The sequence below is a fragment of the Polynucleobacter sp. MWH-UH2A genome, assembly GCF_018687195.1.
Classification (GTDB): domain Bacteria; phylum Pseudomonadota; class Gammaproteobacteria; order Burkholderiales; family Burkholderiaceae; genus Polynucleobacter.
Window position 1 is genome coordinate 1,368,515 of the sequence record NZ_CP061321.1, and the last position, 26,263, is coordinate 1,394,777.

Here is a 26,263-nt window from a genome sequence, read left to right on the forward strand (position 1 = left end):
GTTACTCAAAACGATCCATGATCTCGGGAGACACATTGAGTTTTTTCATGTGGAGCTTAGTGTAAGCCTGACGAAAATTTTTCGTCATCGAAATCATGACAGATGCAGTCCATGCAAAAGCAAACATACCAGAGAAAGCAATAATCACAGCCAACATTTTCCAACCATCGGGTAGGATGTCTTCCATGAAACCCATAGCCGTATAGGTGCTGCCACCAAAGAGAATACTCTGTCCTAAAGCAGGCAATAACTTTAAGCCGTAGAGCGCAAAACCCCAAAGCAATATCTCAGCGATATGCGTCAAGAATAAATACAGTACGCTGATGTAAAAGCAAATTCCAACCTCAGAGTATTTATGTTCGGCTAGGTAAATAAATGTTTTCACTTCATAACGCTTTGCAATCTGTAACAGTATTGCCCCATGAAATACCATCACCAGCAATAGCATGGCTCCACCCACAATATATCCAGGTAAATCCATTGCGGTAGCGAGACTGATGTGTGAAGAATTCATATTGAGGGTAAGAGTGTTTTTGGTATTTTACTGAGCGCAAGGGCTTTCAAGCTAATTGATACCAATCTTCAATTAACTTCCATGCCTCTTGGGCGGTTTCTACAAAGTGAATGATCTGCATATCATCTTCGTCAATGACACCAAAGTTCACCATTTCCCTAAAGTTCACCATCTCATTCCAAAATGATTTACCAACCAATATCACTGGAATGCTCACCACCTTTTTAGTCTGAATCAGCGTGAGCACTTCAAACAACTCGTCGAAAGAGCCAAAGCCTCCGGGGTAAGCGACGATTGCCCTCGCGCGCAACATAAAATGCATCTTGCGCAGCGCAAAGTAGTGAAAGCGAAAACTTAATCCTGGACTGATATAGGGGTTGGGATGCTGCTCTCTTGGCAAGCTAATATTGAAGCCAATCGTCTCATCCCCACACTCATATGCGCCTCGATTAGCAGCCTCCATAATTCCAGGGCCGCCGCCAGTACAAATATGCAACTTATTGGCGTTCTCTTTTTGGATTTTGTTATAGCCCGCAACCAGCGAACCAAACTCTCTAGCAGATTCATAGTATTGACTATGAAGTAAAGCTTTTTTTGCCTCCGCAATTTCAGCAGGAGTCTTTGCATCCCGAACGAGCGCTTCTGCTGATTCTCGACTTATAAAGCGCGTAGAGCCAAATACGGTGATGGTGTGTTCAATCCCATGTTCTTTTAGAAGAATTTCAGGTTTTAAGAGCTCGAGTTCGAAACGAATACCGATAGTCTCCCTGCGAGACAGAAATGCCTCATCATCAAAGGCAAATTTATAGGAATCGACAGACTCTTCCTCGGCTGTCTGCGCTTTGTGCAGATTGAGAAACTCCGTAATAGTCTGAGCATTATTTACTGGGAGCTTGGGGCTCATATGCGAAACCTTAAGTCATCAACGTGATCTCATCTTACTATTTAAATCACAAAAATCAGTATTACTACCTAGTTTAGCGAAGTTATTTCTGGGCTGGAGCCTACAAAGATTTACCATGTCGCGAACTAGCGTTAATATTGACCCAATTTCAACCAAAGCGAAGGAAATCCCCATGAGTAATCGTTCTATCCTCATTATGGTACTAGTGTTAATTGGTGCCACTGCCTACCTGCTTTTGAAAGGCGACGGCAACGTTGATATGAGCGGCGAAAAGCATGGCGCTGAAGCAACTCATGTTGAGGAAGCGAAAAAAGACGCTCCAGCAGATGCTCCTGCAGCTCCAGCTGCAGCACCTGCGGCTGATGCTAAGAAGTAATATTTAATCGGCACACCAAAACCGCGGTTCGCCGCGGTTTTTTTATCCTGATCGTATGAAAAAATTTCTTTTTTCCTTTCTATTATTTTGTTTTTTCTCTGTTTGCTACAGCCAAAGTACCCGGACTATGAATACAACTAATGCAGCCATGCTTTCTTCATTTGCACCAACAGGCACCTTGCGTGTAGGCATTAATCTTGGGAATCCAATTCTGGCGGGCGAAGACCCTGCAACCCATCAATTGCAAGGTGTCACCATTGACATTGCTCGTGAAATTGGCAAACGCACTGGCTTGCCTGTGGAGTTAACTCCATTCAAAACGGCTGGCAATACGGTAGATGCGATTAAGACAGGCAATATTGATCTTGTCTTCGTTGCAATTGATCCTATTCGGGGGGCTGATATTAGCTATACCCCGCCCTATATCCAGATTGAAGGGGCTTACATGGTGAAATCGGACTCCCCCCTGAAAGCTAATGAACAGGTCGATGTTGCTGGCAATGAAATCGTCGTTGGCAAAGGAAGCGCTTATGACCTTTACCTTACTCGCGAGATAAATCATGCGAGTCTTTTAAGAGCGGCCAGCTCTCAAGCAGTGGTAGATGACTTTATGTCCGGCAAAGGCAATGTTGCTGCAGGGGTAAAGCAACAACTAGAGAGCGATGCAAAACGGTACACGGGATTGCGCATGCTTCCTGGTCGTTTTATGGTGATCAATCAAGCGATTGGCATTCCGAAAGCAAGACCTCAATACGAGAGCACTACTGTTTACTTAAGTGAAATTATTTCTCAGCTTAAGCAGTCTGGGTTTGTAGCACAGGCAATGCAACACCACCACATTGAAGGCGCTAAGGTAGCTGAATGAACCTAGCAAACATAAGAGTGGAGTCGCTCTGGAATAATGACGTTCTTCCAGTTCAACTCCTCTCGAATACATTGGGCTAGCACCGAGGCAGATTCGGGTTCGCCATGAACTACAAAGACCGTCTTAGGTGGTGACTGAAAGCCTTTTAACCAATCCAGTAAACCGGCTTGGTCTGCATGCGCCGAGAGACCTCCGATGGTGTGTATTGAAGCTCTGACTGCAACCTCCTCACCAAACAACTTGACTTTAGGCGCCTTATCTACCAAGCGCCTACCCAAGCTTCCATAGGCTTGAAAGCCAGTAATCACAATCGCATTTTGCGCTCTGGGTAAATTGTTCGCCAAGTGATGCACTATTCGTCCAGCATCGCACATACCGCTCGCAGAAATAATGATGGCACCACCCTTAATCTTATTCAGCGCTTTTGACTCTTCGACATCCGCAATGAAGCGAAGATCTACTGCATTTGGATTTTTCTTATACCAACTCAAAGTTGACTGTGAGTGTGAATCCAATTGCGAAAAGAAATGTTCCGTCAGCTGTGTTGCGGCCGTTGCCATGGGCGAGTCAACCCAAATGGAGAGGTGGGGCAACAACCCTCTTCTCACCAAATCAATCAGGATAAATAATATTTCTTGCGTTCTGCCTACGGCAAATGCAGGAATAATGACATTGCCTTGATTGGCCATGGTTGATTGAATAACTTCAACCAATTCTTTCTCGGTCTCACTCAAGCCCCGGTGTAATCGATCACCATAGGTTGATTCAACAACCACCACATCAGCCTTTGCTATTAAGTCTGGGTCAGGCATGAGGACTTTGCCTTTCATGCCAATATCACCTGAAAAGACGCATCGTTTCTTTGGAGCGCTATCTTCTTGAATATCGATTACGGCAATAGCAGACCCTAAGATATGACCCGCATTCTGAAACTCCAGATGAACCCCTGGAATCAATTCACGAACCTGGCCATATTCCAGAACCTCAAATTGCGTCAGAGCTAAGTCAACCTCTTCTCGAGAATATAGGGTCACTGGTAGCTCTCCGCGCCACTTACCCAACTTCATTTTTCGTTCGGCGCGCTCCAAATCGGCCAACTGCAAATGTGCGCTATCAGGCAACAGTATCTTTAGCAATTCATAACTTGCTTTAGTGCAGTAGATCGGACCCTTAAATCCTTGTGCGCACAAGCGAGGCAACAATCCACTGTGATCGATATGTGCGTGTGTGAGGACAACAAAGTCGAGATCTCGAGGTGATATGGGCATAGGCTCTAGGTTCTTATTGCCTGCTTCGCGCCCACCCTGAAACATGCCGTAGTCCACCATGAAATGATGTGCTTTACCAGCGAGATTAACCTCAACTAAATGCCGAGAGCCCGTTACTTCCCCTGCTGCGCCTAAAAACTGAATCTTCATATTCTCAGAATACTCTCTCTTACAATTAGCTCAAGCACTTAATCAAGACCATAATGCTGAAATGACCTCTAAGCCAAGCAAACCAAATACACTCGACGCATTGGGGTTAATTTCGCACCTACGCCGCGATCCCGCAGAACATAAAGGGCATGCAGGCAAAGTTGTTTTGGTAGGTGGCTCAGCAGGAATGGCTGGCGCTCTTTTGCTCGCCGGAAATGCGTGCCTTCATCTTGGGGCGGGCTGGACTATTCTGGAAATGCTTGATCCTGCTTCCGCGCATGCTGATCATGAGCAACCAGAACTCATGATTCGTTTAGCAAATCCAAATCCGGCTGAGTCATTAAGACTGGATCAAGCTGATGTACTTGGAATTGGTCCGGGCTTGGGAACTTCTAAGCTTGCAACTGAATGGCTTAAAGCTAGCCTTGCTTCCGAGTCTATTCCGTTGGTCATTGATGCTGATGCCCTGAATCTCATCGCAAACTCCCCAGAATTATTAAGCGCATTGCAAGATCGTAACGCACGTTATCCTGGTCAAACTGTTTTAACACCGCACCCCGGAGAAGCCGCAAGATTATTAGGCCAAACAATTTCAGACGTTCAGTCAGATCGAGTTTGCGCTATTGAAAAACTCGTGTCGATTACCCAATCCATCGTCATCCTGAAAGGGCAACATACCTTAATCTCCGCACCAGGCAAAGATATGCTCCAATGTGCGGAGGGCAATCCCGGCATGGGCACTGGTGGCATGGGGGATGCATTAACTGGCAGCATTAGTGCTATTGCGGCCCAAGGTTTACGCCATCACCTCAGTCTTTGGGAGGCTAGCTGTGTGGCCACTCAATTGCATGCACTTGCCGCAGACAAACTCGTTCAAAGAGGAATCGGGCCCATTGGCCTTACCCCATCTGAGACTATTCTAGAAATGCGAAGTCTACTGAATAACCTGTTATAAAACAGCATGCAATCGCCTAGCTCAGCACATCATCACCAACGTTACCTCTATGGCATTTTGATGGCCTCTGTTGGTGCCATCCTGTTCTCCGGCAAAGCGGTATTAGTGAAATTAGCTTTTACCTATGGCGCATATGCGGAAACTTTATTAGCCTTGCGTATGCTCATGGCTCTACCCCTGTTTCTAGCCATCTTCTGGTGGGAAGCCAGAAGAAAACCCATGAACCCCATTACCTGGCTTGACCGTGGAAAGTTATTTTTTCTTGGGTTTCTGGGTTACTTTCTCTCGAGCTATGTTGATTTTTTAGGTCTTCAATATATCTCCGTTGGTCTAGAACGTATTGTTCTCTATCTCACACCCACTATCGTTTTATTAATCTCTTATTTTGGTTTGGGTAAGCCCATTTCTCGCATGCAGTGGTACGCATTGGTTGTTGGTTATCTCGGCGTCTTTGTTGTCTTCATTCAAGATGCCAGCTCTACAGGACTGCATGCATGGTTGGGCATGTTGTTGGTCTTTGGTAGTGCTTGTAGCTATGCGCTATACATGATTGGTTCCGGTGAAATGGTCAAACGCATTGGCAGTGTGCGTTTAGTGGTCTACGCCAGTTCAGCATCGATGGTGTTTAGCGTAATCCAATCCACCCTTCACAACCCCAGTGCAATCTTCGAACAGGCTACAGAGATTTACTGGCTGAGCCTTCTGAATGCCAGCTTTTGCACGGTCATTCCCATGCTGTTGATCATGATTGCGATTAATCGTATTGGATCACCCTTGGTTGCCCAGGCCGGGATACTTGGACCAGTATCAACTATTTTTTTAGGCTACTTTGTTTTATCTGAGCCCATTACAGGCATGCAAATCGGCGGCATGATTCTGGTCATTGCTGCAATGTGGCTATTGGTACGCAATGATCCACCAACAAAAAAGTCGCCGAACTCTCAGAAGTCGGGCGACCTAGATGAAGTCGAGCCGCTGAACTAAAGCAGCTCAATTACAGAAGCAGGATTACTGAGCTGCGGATTCAGCGGCCTTGGCTTTTTTCTTAGACTTCTTCGCCTTCTTTTCTGTTTTCTTTTGCTGCTTCGCTTGTTTCTTTACCTTCTTCGCCTCCGCTTTATCTGTTGGGGCTGCAGCTGGTGCAGGAGCTGGGGCTGGAGTTACCGCAGGGGCTGACGCTGGAGCAGGATCTGCCGCCAAAACAGAGAATGGTGACAAAGCAAGGCTAGCGGATACCAAAGATGCCAAAGTCAAACGAGCGGTACGAGAAATCATGCGGTTCTCCAAAAGGGTTTGTAGATGCTTCCATAATACCCAAAAATTGCAGATAAATGCCAAATCTGATATTTTTGTTAAATCATTCTGGCTTATTTAGAAGCAAAGAAAAAGGCCATCAATCGATGGCCTTGAATTCACCTGCATCAACGATGCTTCATATACTTTATGCAGGCTGTGCTTGAGCTTCCGTAATTTTCTCTAGAGCACCAGCAAGGTGATCAACCGTGCGATCAACATGTCCTAATTTTTCTAGACCAAATAGACCAAGTCGGAATGTGCGGAAATCGGGACGCTCATCACACTGCAAAGGCACGCCTGCAGCAGTCTGCAAACCAAGCGCAATAAACTTCTTGCCTGATTGAATATCAGGATCAGTCGTGTAACTAACAACTACGCCTGGGGCCTGAAATCCCTTCGCTGAAACTGAGTGGTAGCCTTTTGACTCTAAGAGCTTGCGCACTTTTTCACCTAATTCAACTTGTTTTGCTTTTAGATTAGCAAAACCAAGTGATTGAGTTTCTTTCATCACATTACGCAAAATCTTGAGTGCATCGGTAGGCATAGTGGTGTGATAAACGTGACCACCCTTTTCATAAGCCTCCATGATTTGTAGCCACTTCTTCAAGTCCATAGAGAAACTGCTGCTTTGGGTCGCATCAATACGCTCACGAGCCCGATCGCCCAGGGCAATTAAGGCGCAACAAGGAGAGCTACTCCAGCCTTTTTGTGGCGCAGTAATCAATATGTCTACATTGCAGGCTTTCATATCTACCCACATTGCGCCAGAAGCAATGCAATCTAGTACAAACAATCCATTTACAGAGCGCACCGCTTCGCCAACTGCCTTAATGTAATCATCCGGCAGAATAATCCCTGCAGAGGTTTCGACATGAGGAGCAAAAACTACTGCTGGCTTTTCTTTCTTAATGAAAGCAACAACCTCTTCAATTGGAGCTGGTGCAAATACACCTTGAGCTGAGTTATCTAATTGACGGCCCTTAAGTACGGAAACGTCATTGGTGATGTGGTCTAACTCAAAAATTTGAGTCCAGCGATAACTAAACCATCCATTGCGCAACACCAAACACTTTTGATTGTTGGCAAACTGACGTGCAACCGCTTCCATACCAAAAGTACCGCTACCCGGCACGATGACAGCCGAGCTCGCGTTATACGCATCTTTCAATACGCTAGAGATGTCGACCATCACACGCTTGAACTCTTCGGACATGTGATTCAAAGAGCGATCGGTATAGACCACCGAGAACTCTAGCAATCCATCTGGATCTACATTTGGGAGTAAGCCTGGCATAGTGATTTCCTGGGAATATCTGTGAATAGCCCTAAATGATACTGATTTACACAGTTATTGCACCGCAACCTTGTTCTCTTTGATTAATTTGGCCCATTTAGCTTGATCTAGGCGCAAAAAAGCAGCAAATTCATCAGCGCTACCGCTAGCGGGGTCGCTTCCACGCTCTAACATCGCCTTACGAATTCGTTCTTGGGCAAGAACAAACATCACCGTTTGATTGATTTTTTGCACAACGGATTTTGGAGTGTTTGCTGGCGCAAAAAGCCCAAACCACCCTACCGCGCTATATCCAGACAAACCTGCCTCAGTCACTGTCGGAATATTGGGAAGTGCTTCAGAACGTTTTGCGCCGGTTTGCGCCAAAGCGATTAATTTTCCAGATTCAATTTGCGGCATCACTGTTTGTGCAGGCGCAAACATCAAATCAATATGCCCTGCCAGCAGATCTGTTAACGCTTGACCTGTGCCCTTATAAGGAACATGCAGTAATTCTATGCCAGCCATAGAAGCAAAAAGCTCACCAGATAAATGGGATGCAGAGCCTGGCCCAGATGATCCATACCGGACCTTTCCTGGATTTGCCTTAGCGTAAGCAATTAAGGACTTAATTGAATTCACATTTAATGTAGGGCTAACCGTTACTACATATGGAGAGGCTGACACTAAAGCTACCGGCGCAAACTGCACACTATTTTTTTCAGTCACTGCAGCGGTTGAACCCATCAATAAGGTGTAGCCATCGGCAGGCGCCTGAGCAACCAACTCTGCTCCAATTGCACCGCTAGCCCCTGGACGGTTTTCAATAATGATCGACTGCTTCCATAAGTCCCCCAGCGTTGGGGAGATCAACCGAATCAAGGTATCGGCCCCACCCCCAGGCGGAAAAGGCACAATGACTTTAATCGGCCTTGATGGATAAATCTCAGCAGCATTGACAGCGCAGGTAACAATACTCATGCAGTAAAGCAACAAGCCAAGTCTACGCAATAAGTGCCTCATGGTTTTTACTCGATGATGGTGGTTCGTAAAGTAGTAATGCCATCGATTGAGCATTCAACAACATCGCCAGGCTTTAAATAAAGGTCCTCAGCATTTTCCTTGCCAACCGCCACACCTCCTGGCGCTCCTGTAGAGAACATATCACCAGCCTCAATGGGAATAAAGCGAGAAAAATGCTCCAAAATATCGGAGATCTTCCAAATCTGATCCACAGTATTCACTCGCATACGCTCTTGACCATTGACTGAGCATGTCATCCAAAGATCATAAACATCAGGAATCTCGTCAATCGTGACGATCTCAGGACCCAGCGGACCAAAACCGGGAATATTTTTTCCAGTCCAAAAGCGCGAGCCTGAAGCCACTTCACGCAACTGCAAGTCGCGGCAAGTTAAATCATTCAAGATGGTGACACCCGCAACATAATCCATTGCCTCAGATTTTTTGGCACCCAAAGCACGCTTACCAATCACAAACACCAACTCTGGCTCGTAATCTAAGCGAGTAATCCCCTTGGGGCGCACCACTTTGGCCTCATGCCCCGACAAGCAAGAATTCAACTTGATGAAAGAGGTCGGCTCTTGCGGGATTTCTTTAATCAAATTCGTACGCTTTAACTCTTCCAAGTGCGTGCGGTAATTTTTCCCAACACAAAGAAACTTCTCGGCATCGGTAATCGGTGGCAAGTAACTAATATTTTTGGCGTCAATCAATAGCGAGCTATGATCGCCAGATGCTGCAACCCAAGACTTGGCTTGGTCCATCACGACATTGCCAGCGCGTAGAAAGGATTTCATATCCCCCGGAAAATCAAGAGTACCCAACTTCTTTGCTACATCAGCAAATGGCAGTATTTGATCTCCATCAGGATTGGGTAGGCGTGCACCAATCTCAGGATGGCTGGATCCGGACCGGATAAAAGTAATTAGTCTCATTGCGATCTTCTTGTGTTTATGTTGTGAAAATGCTTATTGGCTACTTGTACAAAATGGATAGGCTATCAGTCTGCGCCAAACTGCAAATGGTTCTTTTGGCGCTTCTCGATTGCATTCTTCAGCAACGCAGCCATTCGATAGAAACCATGAGCAAACTTGCTGTAGGGCATTGTCAAGAAAAATGCCATTACGAAACCTAAATGAACAGCTAATAGCAGAGTCATTGCTGAAGTATCTCGATAAGCTAGAAGCGCCAATCCAGAAGCGCTGATTAGAAATAGCAACACAATAAATGCCCTATCCATTGGCTTTTGTGTAGCATCACCATGAGCAGCATTTCTGCGTACATTCAGATACAACAAACCTGCTGGGCCAATGATTAGACCTATACCACCCAATGTGCCGAGCACAACCGGCAGACTAGTTAAATCATAAGGCGCATGTAAATCGAAAAAGTAGTGATAAATCGTCGCCACACTCGTTGCAGCAAAGCACAACAAGAAGCCGTAGAAAGTCAAATGGTGGAAACGTTTTCTCCACAAAGAGAAAGCATCGTCTTCGTTATTGCAACCGTCTCCGTGACCACCGCCGAGATATTTCAAGGTCAATGCATCATGAGTCGCCTCTGTCACCGCATCCCCCGAAATGCTTCCAGGGTCAATGCCATGGCAAAAACGGGCCACGCCGATCGCCAAGGCTAATACTGCGAAACCAAAGACTGCACCGAACATTAAGGCCAGTGTGTTGTGCGAAAACACTGCGTAGAAATTTCCATTCAAAGGCGCGGATGTAAGCGAACCATTTAGTGCAGCACTCAATAATAGGAAAAAAGTAATCGAGATGGCTACTGCCAATGACAAGAGTAGGCCATTCTTTTTGTATAAACCTCCTAATGGTTTTGGCCATGCATAAGCTATATAGGTTTCTTTACGAACCTGCGCCATGACTTGCGGAATATTGACTCCAAATTCATGTGGCGGAGCATATTGGCAAGCATGTAGACAGGCGCCGCAGTTGTGACAAAGGTTTGCTAAATAATTCACGACACTCGGAGTAAATTCAATGCGCCTTGTCATTGCTGGAAATACCGCACAGAATCCCTCGCAATAACGACAAGCATTACAGATCTGCAGCATGCGATCTGCCTCGGACTCTGGAGTTGTGACCAGAGTTCTCGCCTCCTGGATCAACGTATTAAGCGCTTGCATACTTAGACTCCATCGACTTTTGCGGCTTGCGCAGCCTGAACTCCAGCGGCGCGCCCAAATACGGTGCCAATTGCCATGCCGATACCAGCTGCATAACCTTTACCCAAAACATTGCCCGCCATCATCTCGCCAGCAACAAATAAATTTGAGCTAGGCACTCCATTAAATCGAACAGCAGCGGTTTCATCAGTCTTTAAACCAAGGTAAGTAAACGTCACGCCAGGACGAACTGCATATCCATAGAAAGGACCTTGATCAATTGGCAAAGCCCAGTGTGTTTTTGCAGGCTCAATACCTTCTGTATGGCAATCATCCAGAATGGTGTGATCAAAGCGACCTACTTTGCATGCTGCGTTATAAGTCTTTACGGTTTCTAAGAGGGCTTGAGGATCGAGACCTAGTTTGTTTGCGAGCTCCTCTAGAGTGTCGGCTTTCTCACCTGGAAATACTGGGGGCATAAAACGTCCGAGAACTTTTGAATCAATAATGGAATAGCCAATCTGCCCTGGCTGTTGCGCCACCAATCTTCCCCAGAAGGCATAGCGCTTTGGCCAAAAATCTTCGCCCTCATCAGAGAAGCGCTGGCCGTTTTTATTCACTACGATTCCGAATGAGACGGCATCAATGCGAGTGCAGATGCCACCGTCATATAAGGGTGCACGAGCATCAATCGCAACCATATGAGCCTGCGTAGGGTCGCTCACTGAGTCGGCCCCTAAGCCAATCAATTGCTTGATCAATACACCTTGGTTATAGCGTGTGCCGCGAATCAGAAAATTTTCCGCGGGAGATTCACCAAACTCATTAATGCCCCAGGCTTCTTTAAGCCATTCGCGATTAGACTCAAATCCACCAGCAGCCATAACACACGCCTTGGCTTCAATACGCTCATTGCCAACGTATGCCGCAATAAACTTACCGTCCTGAATTTCTACAGAAGATACAGGAGACTCATAACGAATCTGAACCCCCAACTTTTCTGCACTGCGATAGTAGGCATTCACCAATGCTTTACCGCCGCCCATAAAAAACGCATTGGTACGTGAAAGATTTAATGTGCCAGAAAGTGGTGGCTGAAAACGAACGCCATGATGTTGCATCCACTGACGACATTGCGATGAAGATCGAATAACATGACGTGCCAATTTTTCATCTGTGTGGCCACTGGTGACTTTTAATACGTCCTGCCAATACTCTTCTTCAGAATAGGATTCCAGCATCACATCTTCGGGTTGATTGTGCATCGCGCGAATATTGCGCGTATGAGAAGAATTGCCGCCACGCCACGCCTTTGGTGCAGCCTCTAAAAGGAGCACGCTAGCGCCTGCCTCTCTAGCCATCAGAGCAGCACATAGAGCAGCATTGCCGCCACCAATTACTAGAACATCAACCATGAGGCTTTTAGAAGAAAAGAAAATACTTTACTGTTTTTTTGATTTATTTACCAAGACCCAAATCAAGCATTAGCAGATCGGCTCTTGGTTGAAGATACCCAAATACCCAGCACGATCAGAGCAAATGCCAAGCCGTGGAATAGCTGCGGGGGCTCACCCAACATAGCAGCCGATAACAGTGCAGTAAACAAAGGAATGAAGTTTGCAAAGAATGCGGCAACAGTGGGGCCTGCGCCATTAACCCCTAACCCCCAGCAACGATAGGCAATTAATGAGGGACCTACTGCCACAAACAAAATCAGAGAGCCAGTCCATGCATTGAGCTCGAGATGGGCATGCCCCATAGCTATCTCAAAACCATCAAAGATACTGGTCCATAGCAAGCCCACCAATACCTGCGCCATTAAGAAATCTGCCCATGGCCACTGTCGCTCAGTGCTGGAGCCTGGACGACTCAGCATCCAACTATAAAAAGCCCACAAAATTGTGGCCAACATAATCAACAAGTCGCCCACTACCATTTGCATGGAAAGTAATGCGGATAACTCACCTCTCGTCAGTACTATTGCCACGCCTACCAGTGACACGATTGCCCCAAACAACTGCAATAGACTGGGTTTCACCTGATACCAGATGGCACCGATCAAGAGCATCCAAATTGGCATGCTGGCGCCAATCAGGGTGACATTAATTGCGGTTGAAGTCTGCAGAGCTAGATATAGCAATACGTTGTAGCTGCCAACCCCAAATAGCCCTAACAAGATAAAACGTTGCTTGCTTTGCCACAAAGCACTTTGAGGTTTAAAGACGCGCCAACCCAGCGGTAATAACAATAAAGCAGCCAATCCCCAACGCACCGCACTGAGTGTGATTGGCGAAACACTTCCCACCAAAAGTCGCCCCGCAATCGCATTCCCCGCCCAGAGGGCTGTGGCAATGAGCAAATAAGCGGCGGTAGCAAGGGTCAGCTTAGGCATTTAGGTATTTAGGCTTAGTGGATTAGGCGCTACCTAGCATTGTAGAAACAATTGCCTGGTATTGCTAAGATAGAGCTTAATTAGACGCATACAAATACAGATGAAGGATTGATTGTGCCAGTAATTACCAATATCGAAGACTTGCGGGTACTTCACAAAAAACGCACCCCCAAGATGTTCTACGACTACGCAGATTCTGGTTCTTGGACCGAGTCCACCTATCGCGCTAATGAATCTGATTTTCAGAAAATTAAATTACGCCAGCGTGTAGCCGTCGACATGACCAACCGCACCACCAAAACCAAAATGGTGGGACAAGAAGTGGCAATGCCGGTTGCGCTTGCACCTACTGGACTCACCGGCATGCAACATGCCGATGGAGAAATTTTGGCGGCCAAAGCCGCTGAAAAGTTTGGCGTACCATTTTGCCTTTCAACCATGAGCATTTGCTCCATTGAAGATGTTGCCGAACGCACAAGCAAACCCTTTTGGTTTCAACTGTATGTCATGAAAGACCGTGGCTTTATTGAGCGCTTAATAGAACGCGCTAAAGCCGCAAAATGTTCCGCTCTTGTTTTGACGCTAGATCTGCAAATTCTCGGGCAACGACATAAGGATTTAAAAAATGGTTTGTCTGCGCCACCAAAATTGACTATCGCCAATATGATCAATATGGCCACTAAGCCGCGCTGGTGCTTAGGCATGGCGATGACGCCTCGCAGAACCTTCAGGAATATTGTTGGCCATGCCACTGGCGTAGGCAACATGTCATCACTCTCCTCCTGGACTGCCGAGCAATTTGATCCAGGCCTCAATTGGGGTGACGTGGAGTGGATTAAAAAACTCTGGGGTGGAAAACTGATTATCAAAGGCATCTTGGATGCAGAGGATGCAAGATTAGCCGCAAACTCTGGCGCTGATGCATTGATTGTTTCCAATCATGGCGGTCGCCAACTCGATGGTGCCGTTTCTAGTATTCAGGCGCTTCCAGGAATTGTGGATGCAGTAGGCAACGATATTGAAGTATGGATGGATGGCGGCATTCGTTCGGGTCAAGATGTACTCAAAGCTTGGGCTCTTGGTGCTCGCGGAACTATGATTGGTCGCCCCTTCCTTTATGGCTTAGGTGCGATGGGCGAAGCAGGCGTAACAAAATGCCTTGAACTCATTCACAATGAACTAGATATCACCATGGCGTTTACAGGTCATCGCGATATTCAGAATGTCACTAAAGATATTTTGTATCCAGGAACCTTCTAAATTTCTTACTTACTAAACCACCCCGTCTTGGTCTTTGGAGCTTCGCTTCTAACCTTTTCTTTGTCTGTTTGGTTTGGCAATGCAATACTGAGCCGCTTTAGAAGCAAAGATACTGAAACATCACAAGATCTGGGCGTCATTCAGACGGCAACACTGACATTATTAGGTCTGATTATCGGCTTCACCTTCTCTATGGCGATCGACCGCCATGATATTCGCGAAACCCTAGAAGAGACTGAAGCCAATGCTATTGGCACCGAGTATCTGAGAGCGGATCTATTGCCACCACAAGCCTCTGCAAGAACGAAAGATCTACTTCAACAATATCTAGAACAGCGCATCCTGTTTTATTCAAAACAGGACAAGGAAAAGATTCAGGCGATTCGTCAAAAAACAGATGAGCTCCAAGACGCCCTATGGAAAGAAGTAATGCCAATCGCGCGTACCCAAACTTCACCTACTAATGCCTTAATTATTTCCGGCATGAATGACGTTTTAAATTCCCAAGGGTATGTTCAGGCAGCCTGGTGGAATCGTATACCTTATGCTGCATGGTCCTTAATGGCTGCTATTGCTGTTTGCGCCAACTTGCTTGTTGGCTTTGGCGCTCGAAATTTCAAAAAGAATGTGGGGCTGTTTATGATTTTCCCATTCGTTACATCAGTTTCTTTCTTCTTAATTGCGGATATCGACAGCCCAAGAGGCGGCGTTATTCGTATTGAACCTCGAAACCTTATCACCCTCCAAAACAGTCTGAGAACCAAGGGTGCCTCTCTTAATTAGTAATATTCAATAGGGCTCTGAGCTCGATATCAGGGATTTTTCCCTAATGTTGATAGTGTTAATGAGATTGATTATCATTTGTGGTATTTCATGATTTATGGCAATGCAAATGACAAAAACCCAGTACCACCCTATCTCGATCCTGTTTCATTGGCTTGTCGTAGTATTGCTGATTGCTGCGTTTGTAGTGATTGAGCTCAAGGGGCAATTTCCAAAAGGAAGTGAAGCGCGAGAACTCACCAAAACGATTCATGGCTTCATTGGACAAATTATCTTTGTCATCATGGCTTTACGTTTGTTTGTGCGGGTTCTACTTGGGGCACCAGAACCCAAAAACTCTAGCCAAGCATTAGCTACTCTCTCCAAAGCAATGCATTGGCTGCTGTACGCAATACTATTGATAGCGCCGATCTTTGGCATTCTGTATTTCCAATACGCAGGCAAAGAAATTCATTTCTTTGGCTTCACATGGCCCCAGTTGGTTACCCCCGACCCTGCAATGAAAAAATCAGTCGAGAATTTTCATGAGCTTCTCGGAAACAGTTTGTACTTCCTCATCGGAATTCACGCGCTTGCTGCTCTATGGCACCATTACATCCGAAAAGATGATGTTCTCACCCGCATTCTGCCTAAAATGAAACGTGTCAGCAATTAACCGAATAGGAAATTAGGCAATGAAACCGCTATCCAAAAAAGCCAAGATGGCTGTAGCTTGGACTGTATTAATGACTGTCATCGGCACAGCAATGCTGCATCAGTGGCAATTTTTTTTCATGGGATTAGCCTCCCTAGTCTTATTGCTGATTGCCAATCACTACGATCTACTTAAAGATCCCGAAGATAAAAAATAATAGGCCTTTAGGGTTGGTGAAGATTTTTATTTTTCTTGCTTAGCTTTTTTCAAATCCGCACCAAACTGATCACGAATACAGTTTGATAAAGCACTAAACTCAGCAAGATGAGCCGTCGATGATCTTGCCACTAGAGCAATCACTCTTTTAGGTGCTGGCGCACTCATTTCTTTAGCCAGCAAATCTGTATTTTTTAAAAGACTGCTTTTGACTGCCATCTCTGGTAACAAGGCAATACCAAAACCAGATTCAACCATTTGCAATAAAGTCAGCAGACTTGTAGCTTCCATGCTTTCATCTTTGCGAATATCTACCTTCTTGCAGGCCTGCAAACTGTGCTCTCGCAAGCAGTGCCCTTCCTCTAGTAGCAACAGTCGTTCTGCCATTTTGGCTGGAAGCGTTACCTCTTTTCCTTTGAGCGCAGGATCGCCTTCTTTTGCAACCAACCAAAAACCATCATCAAATAATTCCTCAACTAACAGACCATTCACGTCATAAGGCAAAGCAATTAAGGCGAAGTCCAATTTATGATCAGCAATCCTAGAAAGTAAGTTAGCAGTCAAATCTTCACGCAAAGTTATTTTTAGATTAGGGAAGCGCTTACGTACTTCAGGCAATACAGTAGGGAGCAAAAATGGCGCGATGGTGGGAATAACGCCAAGACGTATCGTTGCCGTCATAGGTTTACCAGAGGCGCCCGCATATTCCACTAAATCTTCAGAGGCAGTCAAAATGATTTTTGCTCTTTCCAGCACTTCCATGCCAGCAGGAGTAATGGAAACGTTTTGTCGATCACGCTCCACCAATTGAATACCGAGCCCATCTTCCAGCTCTTTTAAGCCTGCGCTCAGGGTGGACTGACCAACGAAACAAGCTTGAGCTGCTCGCGTGAAATTGAGCTCTTTCGCCAAGGCAACGAGGTAGGTTAACTGCTTTAATGACGGTAAATAAGCCATCTTGCCTCCTTATCGAATATTTAGATAAATATTACCATAATTATTTATTGGACTGATTATCGAATAAGCCTCAGAATTCATTCCATGGTTGAGCAAGCAATAAATAACAGTGCGAGCCCAACAATTTTTAACAATGATTGCAAAGGAATTAAAAAATGGCACGCCCAGAAATTAAAACCATCCAAAATTTAGAATCTGCTTTTGCAGGTGAGTCCATGGCTCATATTAAGTATCGCTATTTCGCTAAATTAGCACGAGCTGCTGGCGATGAAGAAACTGCAAAGATCTTTGAAGCAACTGCTGATCAGGAAGTGATGCACGCTTTCGGACATTTGGATTTGCTCTACCCCGCAAACGCTATCACCCCAGCTCGCGCATTAGAAATCGCGATTGAAGGTGAGACCTATGAGTACACCGAAATGTACCCTTCTTTCCGAAAAACAGCAGTGGAAGAAGGCAATGCAGAAGCAATTAAAGAAATTGATGAGCAAATCGCAGAATCTAAAGAGCATGCTGAGCAATTTCAGGCTGTATTGACAAAAGCAGCTAAACGCTTTGCTGCCTTAGCAAATGTGGAAGAGCGCCATGCTAATCACTATAAGCAGGCTTTAGTAAAAGCAAAAGAATTTGCTGCAAATTAAGCGCAGATCATCAACTGAATTTAAACTTACTTCTATTATTAAAGGAATCAACATGAAATCTTGGCAATGTATCGTATGTGGCTTTATCTATGATGAAGCAAAAGGCTTACCAGAGGAAGGCATTGCGCCTGGTACAGCTTGGACTGATATCCCAGAAGAATGGGAGTGCCCTGATTGTGGCGTAGCCAAATCCGACTTTGAAATGGTTCAGATTAGCTAAAACATATTCTGTTTTATATTGATCTACTCATCATCAGCACTAATAGGGAGCCCAGCCTTGAACCAATACGCATCACCATCTTCATCCGCTATCGTCATTATTGGTAGCGGTCTGGCTGGGTATACCTTGATTCGCGAAATCCGAAAGCTAGATAAAGCGACTCCAATTACCCTCATTACACGTGAGCCCGGTTACTTTTATTCCAAGCCTATGCTGTCAACAGCATTTGCTAGCAAGAAAGAGGCTGCACAATTAATCTCAACTCCCGCAGAGGGAATGGCTACTCAACTTGATATCACTATCTTGTCGCAAACAGAGGTGAGCGCAATTGATGGCAGTAAAAAAGTGATTGTCACCAACAAGGGAGAAATCCCTTTTGGCAAACTTGTATTGGGACTGGGCGCGGATCAAATACGCATTCCGCTTCAAGGTAATGCTGCTAATGAAGTAATGACAGTGAATGATCTTGAGGAATACGGTCAATTTCGCGAAGCCATTAGCGAGAAAAAGAAAATCGCCATTCTTGGTGCCGGCCTCATTGGATGTGAGTTTGCAAATGATTTAACGCTGGGCGGCTACGAGGTTGATGTGATTGATCTTGCTCCACAGGCTTTAGGGCGCCTAATCCCAGAGCCGGCTGCGGCTGCGCTACAAACTAAACTTAGTGAAGCAGGAGTTCAGTGGCACTTCAATACTACGGTGCAATCCGTAGATCGCAACGGCAATGAGTTGAGCGTTGCTTTAGCCAATGGATCCAGCATCACTTGTGATTTTTTCCTCTCTGCGGTTGGATTAAAACCTAGAGTGGATTTAGCTAAAGCTAGCGGCATTAATACTGGTGCCGGCATTCAGGTGAATCGAGAATTGCAAACTAATCTACCTGACGTGTATGCATTGGGTGATTGCGCTGAAGTAGAAGGCCTTGTTCTTCCATATGTAATGCCGATCATGCAAGCCGCTAGAGCGCTGGCACAAACGCTCACTGGACAACGCACTGCGTTGAGCTATCCTGCAATGCCTGTCATGGTAAAAACACCAGCGTTAGCCACGGTAGTTTCTCCGCCCGCAAAAGGTGCAAATGGCCAATGGAAAAGCCAAGATATTGAAGGTGGTCTAGCGGCACGTTTTGAATCCGACGATGGAAAGCTCTTGGGATTCGTGTTGATGGGTACGGCAACCGCTCAGCGCGCTGCCTTGAGCAAAGAGCTACCCCCTATTCTGGCTTAAGTACCCCGACCCTGATGGACTGGGCTCCATAAAAGCAAAAGGCCCGCAATGCGGGCCTTTTTAATCATGAATTGCTTGATTAAGAAACAATCACAAACCATGTTGTGTTGTGGGATTGAGCAACCATCAAGAACAACATTGGTACCGAGAGCAATGTGTTCAAGCGTGAAGTCAACATCGCTACACGAGCAGACTTTGCTTTTGTATCAGCATCAACAGTAACGATGCCGAGGGCACGTTTCTGGTTTGGCCAAATGATGAACCAAACATTGAATGCCATTACTAATGCAATCCACATGCCCAAACCGATGGCACGAAATGGCGCTTGCAATGTAAATGCTTGGTGAGCATAGCCACCTAATGTTGCTACGATCAAACCTGTCAACACAGTGAACAAGGCTGCATAACGGAACCAAAACAATGCAGCTGGTGCAATCACTTTACCAATCGCTGGTTTCTGCTCATCTGGAATCTTTGGCATAGATGGAATTTGCACAAAGTTGAAGTACCAAAGCAAACCAATCCACATTACACCAAACATCACGTGCAACCAACGGAATACAAATGGCAATTCAGCAGAGCTAAAGTTACCGCCCAAAGCGAGAATAATTAATACGAGAAGCACAAAACCAGCAAATACAGTGCGTCCCAATGAAGACAAGATTGAAGCCATGAATGGATCTCCTATATATAAAAATGCGTTCTAACTATAAACGATTTGCCTAATTTTGTTTGATTGGGCAAATTTTTGAGAATCCAGCCCAAAAGAACAAGCCGGATAGTGACTTGATCCTCATTCAAGGGCAAAATCTCTAAAAATTGGCTAATTAAAACAATGAGACACGACTTATGACCCGATCTAGATTCTTGCGATTACTGAGCAGCCTAAGCTTGCTTGGGTTTACCTGCCTTTCTCACAGCGCCTACGCTCAAGAATTTCCTCCAAAAAAGACCATCACGATTGTGGTTGGCTTTGCTGCTGGAGGCTCAGCCGATAGTGCCGCACGCGTCATCGCTAAAAAGCTAAGTGAAGATCTTGGACAAAATGTGATTGTCGACAATAGGCCAGGTGCTGGCGGCAACATTGCTCATGCTTACACTGCGACTGCTCCAGCAGATGGATCTGTTATTTTGTTCGGCTCAATTGGTCCACTGTCTATAGCACCCCATCTGATGAAACTGCCATATGATCCGCAAAAGGATCTTGCGCCCCTAACAATGGGCGTTACCTTTCCGAATGTCTTAGTAGTTATTCCAGAGCTTGGCGTTAAGAATTTCAAAGAATATATTGCTTTAGCAAAAAAGAATCCCGGCAAAATCACTTTCGCTTCAACGGGGAGTGGCTCTGCCTCTCACCTGCAGGGAGAGCTTTTAAATGTGCGCGCCGATATTGATACTGTTCACGTGCCTTATAAAGGTGGCAGTCCAGCTATGGTAGATCTTTTAGGCGGTCGAGTTTCTTCTTACTACTCTGCGCTTGCAACGGCTGACCCATATATTAAAAATGGCAAACTCATTCCAATTGCAACAACTGGACTCAAACGCGCGCCCACTTTGCCAAACGTTCCTACGATTGCAGAATCAGGTTATCCTGGATTTGATGCTAGCAACTGGTATGCATTTGTTGCACCAGGAAAAACACCGGATATTATTTTAGAAAAATGGAATAAAGCCCTAGTTGCCGCACTAAAAGACAAGACTACAAATGCACAACTAGCTGAACATGGCTTAACGCCCAATCCAGGCAGCAGAGAAGACTTGCAAAAATATATTGCCAGTCAGTCTGCGATGTGGGGAAAAATTATTGCTGACAGAAAAATCACCGCTGAGTAAGCACGCAGCGGTGATAGGGCCAAATTGCTTTGCCTTTTATTGGGGACCTTTTATTGAGCGGTCCAGCCACCATCCATATTCCAGGCCACTCCTCGTACCTCTGATGCATCAGGTCCACACAAGAATACAGCCAGGGCAGCTAACTGCTCTGGGGTAACGAACTGACCAGACGGCTGTTTCTCGGATACCAGCGCTATCTTCGCCGCTTCATTTGAGATACCCTCACGTTCAGCGCGTGCATCTACCTGCTTTTGCACCAATGGCGTTAACACCCAACCAGGACAAATAGCATTGCAGGTAATACCAGTGCGTGCATTTTCAAGCGCAGTTACCTTTGTTAGGCCGACAATGCCATGCTTAGCTGCAACATAAGCAGCTTTCTGGGTGGAAGCAACCAGACCATGCACTGAAGCGATATTAATAATACGGCCCCAGTTACGTTTTTTCATGCCCGGTAAAGCATGATGGGTTGTATGGAATGCTGAGCTTAAGTTAATAGCGATAATGGCATCCCATTTATCTGTCGGAAATTCCTCAATACTCGCAGTGTGCTGAATGCCAGCGTTATTTACCAAAATATCTAGAGAGCCGAAGCGTTTTTCTGTTTGCTTAATAAGATCTTCAATTTCTGCTGGCTTGCTCATATCAGCACCGTGGTAATCCACCTCCACACCACATGCTTTTATCTTAGCAATCGCCTCATCTTTTTCACCAAAGCCATTCACCATAATATTGGCGCCCTGCTTTGCTAATGCAATCGCCATACCAAGACCGATGCCACTAGTTGAACCTGTCACTAGCGCTGTTTTACCTTTTAAAGAAGACATATCCATTACCGTATGAAGTTGAAAATAGACCCGGCCTTTAATAAAAGGTGGTCAAAATTGGATGTTACAGGATCTGCAAACCCCTGCTAGAGGGGTTTGCACCATAAGACTAGGAGAAACGCCAGTAATTAGATCTTTTTAAGGGCTCTTAAGATCTTCTCAGAAGTAATGGGCTGTTCAAATACGCTCGCATTAAACGGTGCTAGAGCATCGTTGATCGCATTTTGTACCGCCCCAGGAGCACCAGCAGTTCCAGCCTCTCCTGCGCCTTTCGCTCCCAACTTGGAAGACTGTGTTGGCGTTTCGACGTGAGCCACTTCAATATCGGGCATTTCATTTGCCATCGGCACCAAATAATCTGCCATGCTGCCATTGCGAAGCAAGCCACTGTCATCGTACAAGCACTCTTCAAAGAGAGCTCCACCAATCCCTTGAACAATTGCACCTCGCACTTGTTCGTCTACCAACATTGGATTGATTACACGACCGCAATCTTCTACAGCCCAATGCTTTAGGAGTTTTACAAATCCAGTATCAGGATCAACCTCAACATAAGAAGCCTGCACACCATTCGTAAAGATGAATGGATAATCTTTCTGTGTATAGTGGCGAGTCACCATCAAATCTGCTGAGAAGCCGGCAGGTAAAGTGTCGGTTCGGAAGTATCCAATCCGCCCGATCTCGCTAAATGGCAACAATTGCTCGCCTGTTGCCTTATCTAAAACATGGCTACGATGCACACTCAATTCAGATACAGGACGATTCAAGATTGCGCCAGCTAACTTCAAGATATTTTCCTGCAAGGCTTGGCACGCAAGCAATACCGCCTCACCGCCGACGCCCGCGCCACGCGAAGCCCAAGTGCCCCCACCATACGGAGTCACATCAGTATCGCCGGTCACAATTCGCACTTGATTGATGGATACACCAACAGCATCAGCCGCAATTTGCGCATAGATACCTTCGGTACCTTGGCCCTGCTCACCAACACCCACCAACACAGAGACCACTCCAGATGGATCGAGACGAACAGAGGCGCCATCTTGAGAGGCAATGCGCGCCCCACCAACACCATAGAATGCCGGACTTGGATTGGTTAATTCAATCAGCGTAGCAAAACCAATACCGCGGTAAATTCCCTTCTTACGTAACTCAGCCTGCTCTTTGCGCAAGGCTGAGTAATCCATCATTTTTTCAATGGTGCGCAAACACTGCTCATGAGAAAGCACTTCTAATTTAATGCCGGAAATTCCGGAGCATGGATAAGCATCATCAGGAATAACGTTTCGTTTACGAAACTCTAGCGGATCCATTTGCAGTTTTTGTGCAGCCAAATCGACCAAACCTTCCGTAACCGCACAAGCAATTGGATGACCTACACCACGATACTGGCAAGTTGGGGCTTTATTTTGAAACACCACATTCAAGTGCGCACGATAATTCTGGTGCTTGTAAGGACCGCCAACGAGATTCACTACTTGATTACCCTCGATTGCACTCGTTCTTGGAAACATCGAGTACGGACCGATACCAGTTAAGTCATCGATTTCAAAGGCCAAAATATCTCCAGCCTTATTTGCTGCAATACGTCCTTTAATGCGATGTTCACGAGCATGTATATCGCTTGTAAAAGACTCAAGTCGATCCGCCACAAATTTCACAGGGCGTTCCAACATCATTGCCAAGCCCACTGTTGCGAAGTCATCGGGATAAGCATGCACCTTGATACCAAATGATCCGCCAACATCTTTACAAATCACATGAACATCGGATTCTGAAAGGCCAAACTGACGGCAATACAGATCCTGCATCATGTGTGGTGCCTGCTGCGAGTGATAAACCGTTAAGCGGCGCTCACCAGGGTTGTAATCAGCGATCTGACAGCGAGGCTCTAAAGTTACCCCGGTATGACGGCCAAAGCCAAAGGTTGCTTCTGCTACAACATCGGCTGAGGCAAACACCTCGTCGACATTACCTACATCCAAACTACGAGTGAAACAGAGGTTATCGCCCAACTCAGAATGAATTAATGGGGTCTCTGGATCCAAAGCGGATTCCATCGAAATGACGGCAGGCAGCTCTTCCCACTCAACATCAACCAACTGCAAAGCATCTTCGGCTTGCGCTCTTGTTTCAGCAACCACTGCCACTACCGGCTCACCCTGCCAACATGCACGATCGACTGCCAATGCATGTTGAGGGGCTGACTTCATACCAGCCAAATGACCTAAGGTAGCTACCCAGGGTTTGCAGATTTTTGCCATCTGCACACCATCGACTACCGCCAAAACTCCCGGCATCTTGCTTGCTTGTTCAGTATGAATTTTGTTGATTTTCATGTGCGCAACAGGAGAGCGCCAGAAAACCACATGGCCCATACGCGGCAATTGAATGTCGTCAATGTAAGTTCCCTGACCTTCTAGCAAACGGCGAGCACCATGCCTTGGTTCCCTATTGCCGATATAGCGTTGATCGTTGGTAACAGGATCGAGAACGAGTCCTTTTAAATCTGCTGGCTTATTCATAATGCGTTTCCTAGATTGCTTATGCGTGAGCGGTAACTGGTTTAATTTTTTGACCCTTAGCACGCGCATTCAGCACATCCACGATGGCATCAACGATGGAGTGATATCCCGTGCAACGGCAGTAATTTCCAGAAATCCACTCACGGACTTCTTCACGGCTTGCCTTTGGTTGCTTTTCGACGAGCTCAGCAGCTGCCAGCAACATGCCCGATGAACAGAAGCCACATTGCATTGCGTTATGACGCATAAATGATTCCTGTAGATCCGCTAATACACCACTTTTGGTAAGACCCTCTACGGTCTCAACCACGCAACCATCGGCCTGCACTGCGAGATATAAACACCCCCGAATAATTTGGCCATCAACCTTAACTGTGCATGCCCCACATGCGCCTTGCTCACATCCTAAGTGTGGCCCCTTCAGATGCAAATCTTCCCGCAAGAAATCTACTAGGTGGCGACGTGGCTCAACTTCAGCATTAACCAAAGTGCCATTGACAGTCATAGATATTTTTTTCTTCAAACTCATTTCAACTCTCCAACTAATTTGGATAACTATGCGAGCAAATGCTTGAGTCCGCGCTCAAGCAAAACACCGATTAAATGCTTCTTTGCCTCAGCGCTATTGGTGATATCGGCAATTGCATCGATTTCATCTCGAGCCACATCGACTGCTTCTGCAATCAATTCAGAATTTAGCGGCTTACCATTCACTAAATTTTGGGCGGCAGTTGCCATCACTGGGGTGGAGCTCACCGAGAAAAAAGTAAATGCACAATGACTTAAAGTAGTCCCATCCTTTTGTGCTACTGCTGCTAATCCGGCAACCGCGTAATCTCCATGTCGTCTTGCAAGCTCATGAAAATAAAAAACTTGATTACTAGGTGCTAATGGAATTTCTGTAGCAACCAAAATTTCATCAGGCTCTAATGCAGTGGTGTAAAGATCAACGAAAAAATCGTTTGCCGTAACTTTGCGCTCTCCCGCAGGACCATGAATAACCATAGTCGCCCGCAATGCAAGGCTACAGGCCGGCCATTCAGCGGCAGGATCACCATACGCAAGGGAGCCGCCCCAAGTGCCTAGATTTCGGATTGCTCTATGGGCAATGTGTGGTGCAGCAGCCCTCAAAAGAGGCGCATGCTTCGCAACTAATTCTGAATCTTCAATTTCAGTATGGGTAACTAAAGCACCAATTCGCAATTGGTCGCCAATGACAGAAATACCCTTAAGCTCTTGAACATCGGTAATGTCAATCAAGACGCTTGGCTCTGATAGGCGCATGTTTAAAGTTGCCAAGAGTGTTTGACCACCAGCGATCAATCTAGCGTCATCGCCACCCTGTTTCAGCAAAGACAAGGCATCACTCAAAGCCTTGGGCTTTACATAATCAAATGCAGCTGCTTTCATTTTGTCTCCTCCACTACCAGTTAATGCAAGCCTTAGCGGCTTTTTTCTTATGCTTACTACTCAATACTATTTTTATTTTTTTACTACTCACTACCAGCACTTGTATCTAGTGCCACTGTCTCCCCGCCTAATTCTTTTGCAAACTTCTGAAAAAAATCATCTGCAATCTTTTTTGCGGAAGCGCTGATTAAGCGTCCGCCAATCTGCCCCAACTTTCCACCAATGGAAGCTTCAGTCGTATACGAAACCAAAGTACCCCCATCAGTCGCCTTGAGTTCAACGCGTGATCGCCCTTTTGCGAAACCCGCTGCACCACCAGAGCCCTCAAACGCCATTGAGCAAGACTGATCCGGAATGACATCACTCAGGAGCAACTTTCCTGAAAATCGCGCCCTGACAGGTCCAATCTTGAACATGACCTTCGCATGCACCTCTTCAGGCGAGACACGGCTGATCTCCTCACAACCCGGAATGGACTTGGCCAGAACATCAATATCGTTCAAACCCCTCCAAACATCAGGGATTGAGGCCGATATCAGTTGTTCGCCATTAAGTTCCATTGAGCTTCCTTCGGGTTTGTACGGATAGAGTC

Annotated in this window: 29 protein-coding genes; 12 read left to right on the forward strand and 17 right to left on the reverse strand. The window is 46.0% G+C overall.

All coding sequences use genetic code 11. From position 1 onward, the window contains the following. Position 1 precedes the first annotated feature (1 nt). Both IC571_RS07150 and IC571_RS07155 read right to left on the reverse strand, forming a co-directional pair. Positions 2 to 514 carry a hypothetical protein gene (locus IC571_RS07150; protein ID WP_215315634.1) on the reverse strand — a complete coding sequence of 171 codons (513 nt, stop codon included), beginning with the start codon at positions 512 to 514 and terminating at the stop codon, positions 2 to 4. A 46-nt stretch (positions 515 to 560) separates the two neighbouring features. Continuing rightward, positions 561 to 1,418, reverse strand: a complete 858-nt coding sequence (locus tag IC571_RS07155) for a TIGR00730 family Rossman fold protein (protein ID WP_215315635.1) — start codon at positions 1,416 to 1,418, stop codon at positions 561 to 563. A gap of 172 nt (positions 1,419 to 1,590) precedes the next feature. Between IC571_RS07155 and IC571_RS07160 the strand changes: the two genes are divergently transcribed. Next, on the forward strand, positions 1,591 to 1,794 hold the full coding sequence (locus tag IC571_RS07160) for a hypothetical protein (protein ID WP_215315636.1): 204 nt from the start codon (positions 1,591 to 1,593) through the stop codon (positions 1,792 to 1,794). A 127-nt stretch (positions 1,795 to 1,921) separates the two neighbouring features. Then, positions 1,922 to 2,659 (forward strand): ABC transporter substrate-binding protein, encoded by a 738-nt coding sequence (locus tag IC571_RS07165; RefSeq protein ID WP_215315637.1) that lies wholly within the window; start codon positions 1,922 to 1,924, stop codon positions 2,657 to 2,659. Positions 2,660 to 2,661: 2 nt separating this feature from the next. On the opposite strand, the gene IC571_RS07170 is transcribed toward IC571_RS07165, so the two are convergent. Next, entirely contained in the window at positions 2,662 to 4,077 is a 1,416-nt protein-coding gene (locus IC571_RS07170; RefSeq protein WP_215315638.1) for an MBL fold metallo-hydrolase RNA specificity domain-containing protein, read from the reverse strand. A 61-nt stretch (positions 4,078 to 4,138) separates the two neighbouring features. Between IC571_RS07170 and IC571_RS07175 the strand changes: the two genes are divergently transcribed. Both IC571_RS07175 and IC571_RS07180 read left to right on the forward strand, forming a co-directional pair. Then, the gene (locus IC571_RS07175; RefSeq protein WP_215315639.1) at positions 4,139 to 5,032 is read left to right on the forward strand and encodes an NAD(P)H-hydrate dehydratase; all 894 of its coding nucleotides are present in this window, start codon (positions 4,139 to 4,141) and stop codon (positions 5,030 to 5,032) included. Between the two features lie 6 nt (positions 5,033 to 5,038). Continuing rightward, positions 5,039 to 6,016, forward strand: a complete 978-nt coding sequence (locus IC571_RS07180; protein ID WP_215315640.1) for a DMT family transporter — start codon at positions 5,039 to 5,041, stop codon at positions 6,014 to 6,016. Positions 6,017 to 6,040: 24 nt separating this feature from the next. Here the strand turns inward: IC571_RS07180 and IC571_RS07185 are convergent, their stop codons facing one another. From IC571_RS07185 to IC571_RS07215, 7 genes are all read right to left on the reverse strand, one after another. Continuing rightward, entirely contained in the window at positions 6,041 to 6,307 is a 267-nt protein-coding gene (locus IC571_RS07185) for a protein tyrosine phosphatase (RefSeq protein ID WP_215315641.1), read from the reverse strand. A gap of 166 nt (positions 6,308 to 6,473) precedes the next feature. Beyond that, positions 6,474 to 7,622 (reverse strand): aminotransferase class V-fold PLP-dependent enzyme, encoded by a 1,149-nt coding sequence (locus tag IC571_RS07190; RefSeq protein ID WP_215315642.1) that lies wholly within the window; start codon positions 7,620 to 7,622, stop codon positions 6,474 to 6,476. A gap of 54 nt (positions 7,623 to 7,676) precedes the next feature. Then, positions 7,677 to 8,624 carry a tripartite tricarboxylate transporter substrate binding protein gene (locus IC571_RS07195; protein WP_215315643.1) on the reverse strand — a complete coding sequence of 316 codons (948 nt, stop codon included), beginning with the start codon at positions 8,622 to 8,624 and terminating at the stop codon, positions 7,677 to 7,679. Positions 8,625 to 8,629: 5 nt separating this feature from the next. Next, positions 8,630 to 9,559 carry a fumarylacetoacetate hydrolase family protein gene (locus IC571_RS07200; RefSeq protein ID WP_215315644.1) on the reverse strand — a complete coding sequence of 310 codons (930 nt, stop codon included), beginning with the start codon at positions 9,557 to 9,559 and terminating at the stop codon, positions 8,630 to 8,632. Positions 9,560 to 9,624: 65 nt separating this feature from the next. Beyond that, entirely contained in the window at positions 9,625 to 10,767 is a 1,143-nt protein-coding gene (tcuB, locus tag IC571_RS07205; RefSeq protein ID WP_215315645.1) for a tricarballylate utilization 4Fe-4S protein TcuB, read from the reverse strand. A 2-nt stretch (positions 10,768 to 10,769) separates the two neighbouring features. Beyond that, positions 10,770 to 12,161, reverse strand: a complete 1,392-nt coding sequence (tcuA, locus tag IC571_RS07210; RefSeq protein ID WP_215315646.1) for an FAD-dependent tricarballylate dehydrogenase TcuA — start codon at positions 12,159 to 12,161, stop codon at positions 10,770 to 10,772. A 62-nt stretch (positions 12,162 to 12,223) separates the two neighbouring features. Continuing rightward, the gene (locus tag IC571_RS07215) at positions 12,224 to 13,138 is read right to left on the reverse strand and encodes a DMT family transporter (protein WP_215315647.1); all 915 of its coding nucleotides are present in this window, start codon (positions 13,136 to 13,138) and stop codon (positions 12,224 to 12,226) included. Between the two features lie 114 nt (positions 13,139 to 13,252). Here IC571_RS07215 and IC571_RS07220 point away from each other — a divergent pair, with 114 nt between their 5' ends. From IC571_RS07220 to IC571_RS07235, 4 genes are all read left to right on the forward strand, one after another. Beyond that, positions 13,253 to 14,398: an alpha-hydroxy acid oxidase gene (locus IC571_RS07220; RefSeq protein ID WP_215315648.1), complete on the forward strand. Its 1,146-nt coding sequence runs from the start codon at positions 13,253 to 13,255 to the stop codon at positions 14,396 to 14,398. A 60-nt stretch (positions 14,399 to 14,458) separates the two neighbouring features. After that, complete coding sequence (locus IC571_RS07225; RefSeq protein WP_251373297.1) at positions 14,459 to 15,181, forward strand: hypothetical protein; 723 nt, start codon at positions 14,459 to 14,461, stop codon at positions 15,179 to 15,181. A 109-nt stretch (positions 15,182 to 15,290) separates the two neighbouring features. Next, positions 15,291 to 15,836: a cytochrome b gene (locus IC571_RS07230; RefSeq protein ID WP_215315649.1), complete on the forward strand. Its 546-nt coding sequence runs from the start codon at positions 15,291 to 15,293 to the stop codon at positions 15,834 to 15,836. A gap of 19 nt (positions 15,837 to 15,855) precedes the next feature. Next, complete coding sequence (locus IC571_RS07235; RefSeq protein ID WP_215315650.1) at positions 15,856 to 16,032, forward strand: hypothetical protein; 177 nt, start codon at positions 15,856 to 15,858, stop codon at positions 16,030 to 16,032. 26 nt (positions 16,033 to 16,058) lie between these two features. On the opposite strand, the gene IC571_RS07240 is transcribed toward IC571_RS07235, so the two are convergent. Next, positions 16,059 to 16,988: a hydrogen peroxide-inducible genes activator gene (locus tag IC571_RS07240; RefSeq protein ID WP_215315651.1), complete on the reverse strand. Its 930-nt coding sequence runs from the start codon at positions 16,986 to 16,988 to the stop codon at positions 16,059 to 16,061. Positions 16,989 to 17,143: 155 nt separating this feature from the next. Here IC571_RS07240 and IC571_RS07245 point away from each other — a divergent pair, with 155 nt between their 5' ends. The 3 genes from IC571_RS07245 to IC571_RS07255 are packed head-to-tail and all read left to right on the forward strand — an operon-like array spanning position 17,144 to position 19,076. Continuing rightward, a complete protein-coding gene (locus tag IC571_RS07245; RefSeq protein WP_215315652.1) occupies positions 17,144 to 17,629 on the forward strand; it encodes a rubrerythrin family protein in 486 nt (161 codons plus the stop codon). Positions 17,630 to 17,681: 52 nt separating this feature from the next. Continuing rightward, complete coding sequence (locus tag IC571_RS07250) at positions 17,682 to 17,849, forward strand: rubredoxin (protein ID WP_251373299.1); 168 nt, start codon at positions 17,682 to 17,684, stop codon at positions 17,847 to 17,849. A 57-nt stretch (positions 17,850 to 17,906) separates the two neighbouring features. After that, positions 17,907 to 19,076: an NAD(P)/FAD-dependent oxidoreductase gene (locus tag IC571_RS07255; protein WP_215315653.1), complete on the forward strand. Its 1,170-nt coding sequence runs from the start codon at positions 17,907 to 17,909 to the stop codon at positions 19,074 to 19,076. Positions 19,077 to 19,155: 79 nt separating this feature from the next. Here IC571_RS07255 and IC571_RS07260 read toward each other — a convergent pair whose 3' ends face one another. Continuing rightward, a complete protein-coding gene (locus IC571_RS07260) occupies positions 19,156 to 19,749 on the reverse strand; it encodes a urate hydroxylase PuuD (protein ID WP_215315654.1) in 594 nt (197 codons plus the stop codon). Positions 19,750 to 19,925: 176 nt separating this feature from the next. Between IC571_RS07260 and IC571_RS07265 the strand changes: the two genes are divergently transcribed. After that, positions 19,926 to 20,909, forward strand: a complete 984-nt coding sequence (locus tag IC571_RS07265; RefSeq protein ID WP_215315655.1) for a tripartite tricarboxylate transporter substrate binding protein — start codon at positions 19,926 to 19,928, stop codon at positions 20,907 to 20,909. A 50-nt stretch (positions 20,910 to 20,959) separates the two neighbouring features. Here IC571_RS07265 and IC571_RS07270 read toward each other — a convergent pair whose 3' ends face one another. The 5 genes from IC571_RS07270 to IC571_RS07290 form a co-directional block, all read right to left on the reverse strand. Continuing rightward, the gene (locus IC571_RS07270; RefSeq protein WP_215315656.1) at positions 20,960 to 21,736 is read right to left on the reverse strand and encodes a 3-hydroxybutyrate dehydrogenase; all 777 of its coding nucleotides are present in this window, start codon (positions 21,734 to 21,736) and stop codon (positions 20,960 to 20,962) included. Positions 21,737 to 21,864: 128 nt separating this feature from the next. Beyond that, positions 21,865 to 24,261 (reverse strand): xanthine dehydrogenase family protein molybdopterin-binding subunit, encoded by a 2,397-nt coding sequence (locus IC571_RS07275; protein WP_215315657.1) that lies wholly within the window; start codon positions 24,259 to 24,261, stop codon positions 21,865 to 21,867. A 19-nt stretch (positions 24,262 to 24,280) separates the two neighbouring features. Then, the gene (locus IC571_RS07280; protein ID WP_215315658.1) at positions 24,281 to 24,790 is read right to left on the reverse strand and encodes a (2Fe-2S)-binding protein; all 510 of its coding nucleotides are present in this window, start codon (positions 24,788 to 24,790) and stop codon (positions 24,281 to 24,283) included. Between the two features lie 26 nt (positions 24,791 to 24,816). Then, positions 24,817 to 25,671 (reverse strand): xanthine dehydrogenase family protein subunit M, encoded by an 855-nt coding sequence (locus tag IC571_RS07285; RefSeq protein ID WP_215315659.1) that lies wholly within the window; start codon positions 25,669 to 25,671, stop codon positions 24,817 to 24,819. A gap of 83 nt (positions 25,672 to 25,754) precedes the next feature. Next, entirely contained in the window at positions 25,755 to 26,231 is a 477-nt protein-coding gene (locus tag IC571_RS07290) for a CoxG family protein (RefSeq protein ID WP_215315660.1), read from the reverse strand. Between the last annotated feature and the right edge of the window lie 32 nt (positions 26,232 to 26,263).

Excerpts from the sequence above, each read along its gene's own strand:
- IC571_RS07290 (WP_215315660.1), bottom strand. The coding sequence starts at position 26,231 with ATGGAACTTAATGGCGAACAACTGATATCGGCCTCAATCCCTGATGTT.
- IC571_RS07160 (WP_215315636.1), top strand. The coding sequence starts at position 1,591 with ATGAGTAATCGTTCTATCCTCATTATGGTACTAGTGTTAATTGGTGCC.
- IC571_RS07175 (WP_215315639.1), top strand. The coding sequence starts at position 4,139 with ATGACCTCTAAGCCAAGCAAACCAAATACACTCGACGCATTGGGGTTA.
- IC571_RS07195 (WP_215315643.1), bottom strand. The coding sequence starts at position 8,624 with ATGAGGCACTTATTGCGTAGACTTGGCTTGTTGCTTTACTGCATGAGT.
- IC571_RS07260 (WP_215315654.1), bottom strand. The coding sequence starts at position 19,749 with ATGGCTTCAATCTTGTCTTCATTGGGACGCACTGTATTTGCTGGTTTT.
- IC571_RS07155 (WP_215315635.1), bottom strand. The coding sequence starts at position 1,418 with ATGAGCCCCAAGCTCCCAGTAAATAATGCTCAGACTATTACGGAGTTT.
- IC571_RS07190 (WP_215315642.1), bottom strand. The coding sequence starts at position 7,622 with ATGCCAGGCTTACTCCCAAATGTAGATCCAGATGGATTGCTAGAGTTC.
- IC571_RS07180 (WP_215315640.1), top strand. The coding sequence starts at position 5,039 with ATGCAATCGCCTAGCTCAGCACATCATCACCAACGTTACCTCTATGGC.
- IC571_RS07245 (WP_215315652.1), top strand. The coding sequence starts at position 17,144 with ATGGCACGCCCAGAAATTAAAACCATCCAAAATTTAGAATCTGCTTTT.
- IC571_RS07185 (WP_215315641.1), bottom strand. The coding sequence starts at position 6,307 with ATGATTTCTCGTACCGCTCGTTTGACTTTGGCATCTTTGGTATCCGCT.
- IC571_RS07265 (WP_215315655.1), top strand. The coding sequence starts at position 19,926 with ATGACCCGATCTAGATTCTTGCGATTACTGAGCAGCCTAAGCTTGCTT.
- IC571_RS07235 (WP_215315650.1), top strand. The coding sequence starts at position 15,856 with ATGAAACCGCTATCCAAAAAAGCCAAGATGGCTGTAGCTTGGACTGTA.
- IC571_RS07285 (WP_215315659.1), bottom strand. The coding sequence starts at position 25,671 with ATGAAAGCAGCTGCATTTGATTATGTAAAGCCCAAGGCTTTGAGTGAT.
- IC571_RS07165 (WP_215315637.1), top strand. The coding sequence starts at position 1,922 with ATGAATACAACTAATGCAGCCATGCTTTCTTCATTTGCACCAACAGGC.
- IC571_RS07270 (WP_215315656.1), bottom strand. The coding sequence starts at position 21,736 with ATGTCTTCTTTAAAAGGTAAAACAGCGCTAGTGACAGGTTCAACTAGT.
- IC571_RS07280 (WP_215315658.1), bottom strand. The coding sequence starts at position 24,790 with ATGAGTTTGAAGAAAAAAATATCTATGACTGTCAATGGCACTTTGGTT.
- IC571_RS07200 (WP_215315644.1), bottom strand. The coding sequence starts at position 9,559 with ATGAGACTAATTACTTTTATCCGGTCCGGATCCAGCCATCCTGAGATT.
- tcuA (WP_215315646.1), bottom strand. The coding sequence starts at position 12,161 with ATGGTTGATGTTCTAGTAATTGGTGGCGGCAATGCTGCTCTATGTGCT.
- IC571_RS07250 (WP_251373299.1), top strand. The coding sequence starts at position 17,682 with ATGAAATCTTGGCAATGTATCGTATGTGGCTTTATCTATGATGAAGCA.
- IC571_RS07170 (WP_215315638.1), bottom strand. The coding sequence starts at position 4,077 with ATGAAGATTCAGTTTTTAGGCGCAGCAGGGGAAGTAACGGGCTCTCGG.
- tcuB (WP_215315645.1), bottom strand. The coding sequence starts at position 10,767 with ATGCAAGCGCTTAATACGTTGATCCAGGAGGCGAGAACTCTGGTCACA.
- IC571_RS07240 (WP_215315651.1), bottom strand. The coding sequence starts at position 16,988 with ATGGCTTATTTACCGTCATTAAAGCAGTTAACCTACCTCGTTGCCTTG.
- IC571_RS07215 (WP_215315647.1), bottom strand. The coding sequence starts at position 13,138 with ATGCCTAAGCTGACCCTTGCTACCGCCGCTTATTTGCTCATTGCCACA.
- IC571_RS07275 (WP_215315657.1), bottom strand. The coding sequence starts at position 24,261 with ATGAATAAGCCAGCAGATTTAAAAGGACTCGTTCTCGATCCTGTTACC.
- IC571_RS07230 (WP_215315649.1), top strand. The coding sequence starts at position 15,291 with ATGACAAAAACCCAGTACCACCCTATCTCGATCCTGTTTCATTGGCTT.
- IC571_RS07150 (WP_215315634.1), bottom strand. The coding sequence starts at position 514 with ATGAATTCTTCACACATCAGTCTCGCTACCGCAATGGATTTACCTGGA.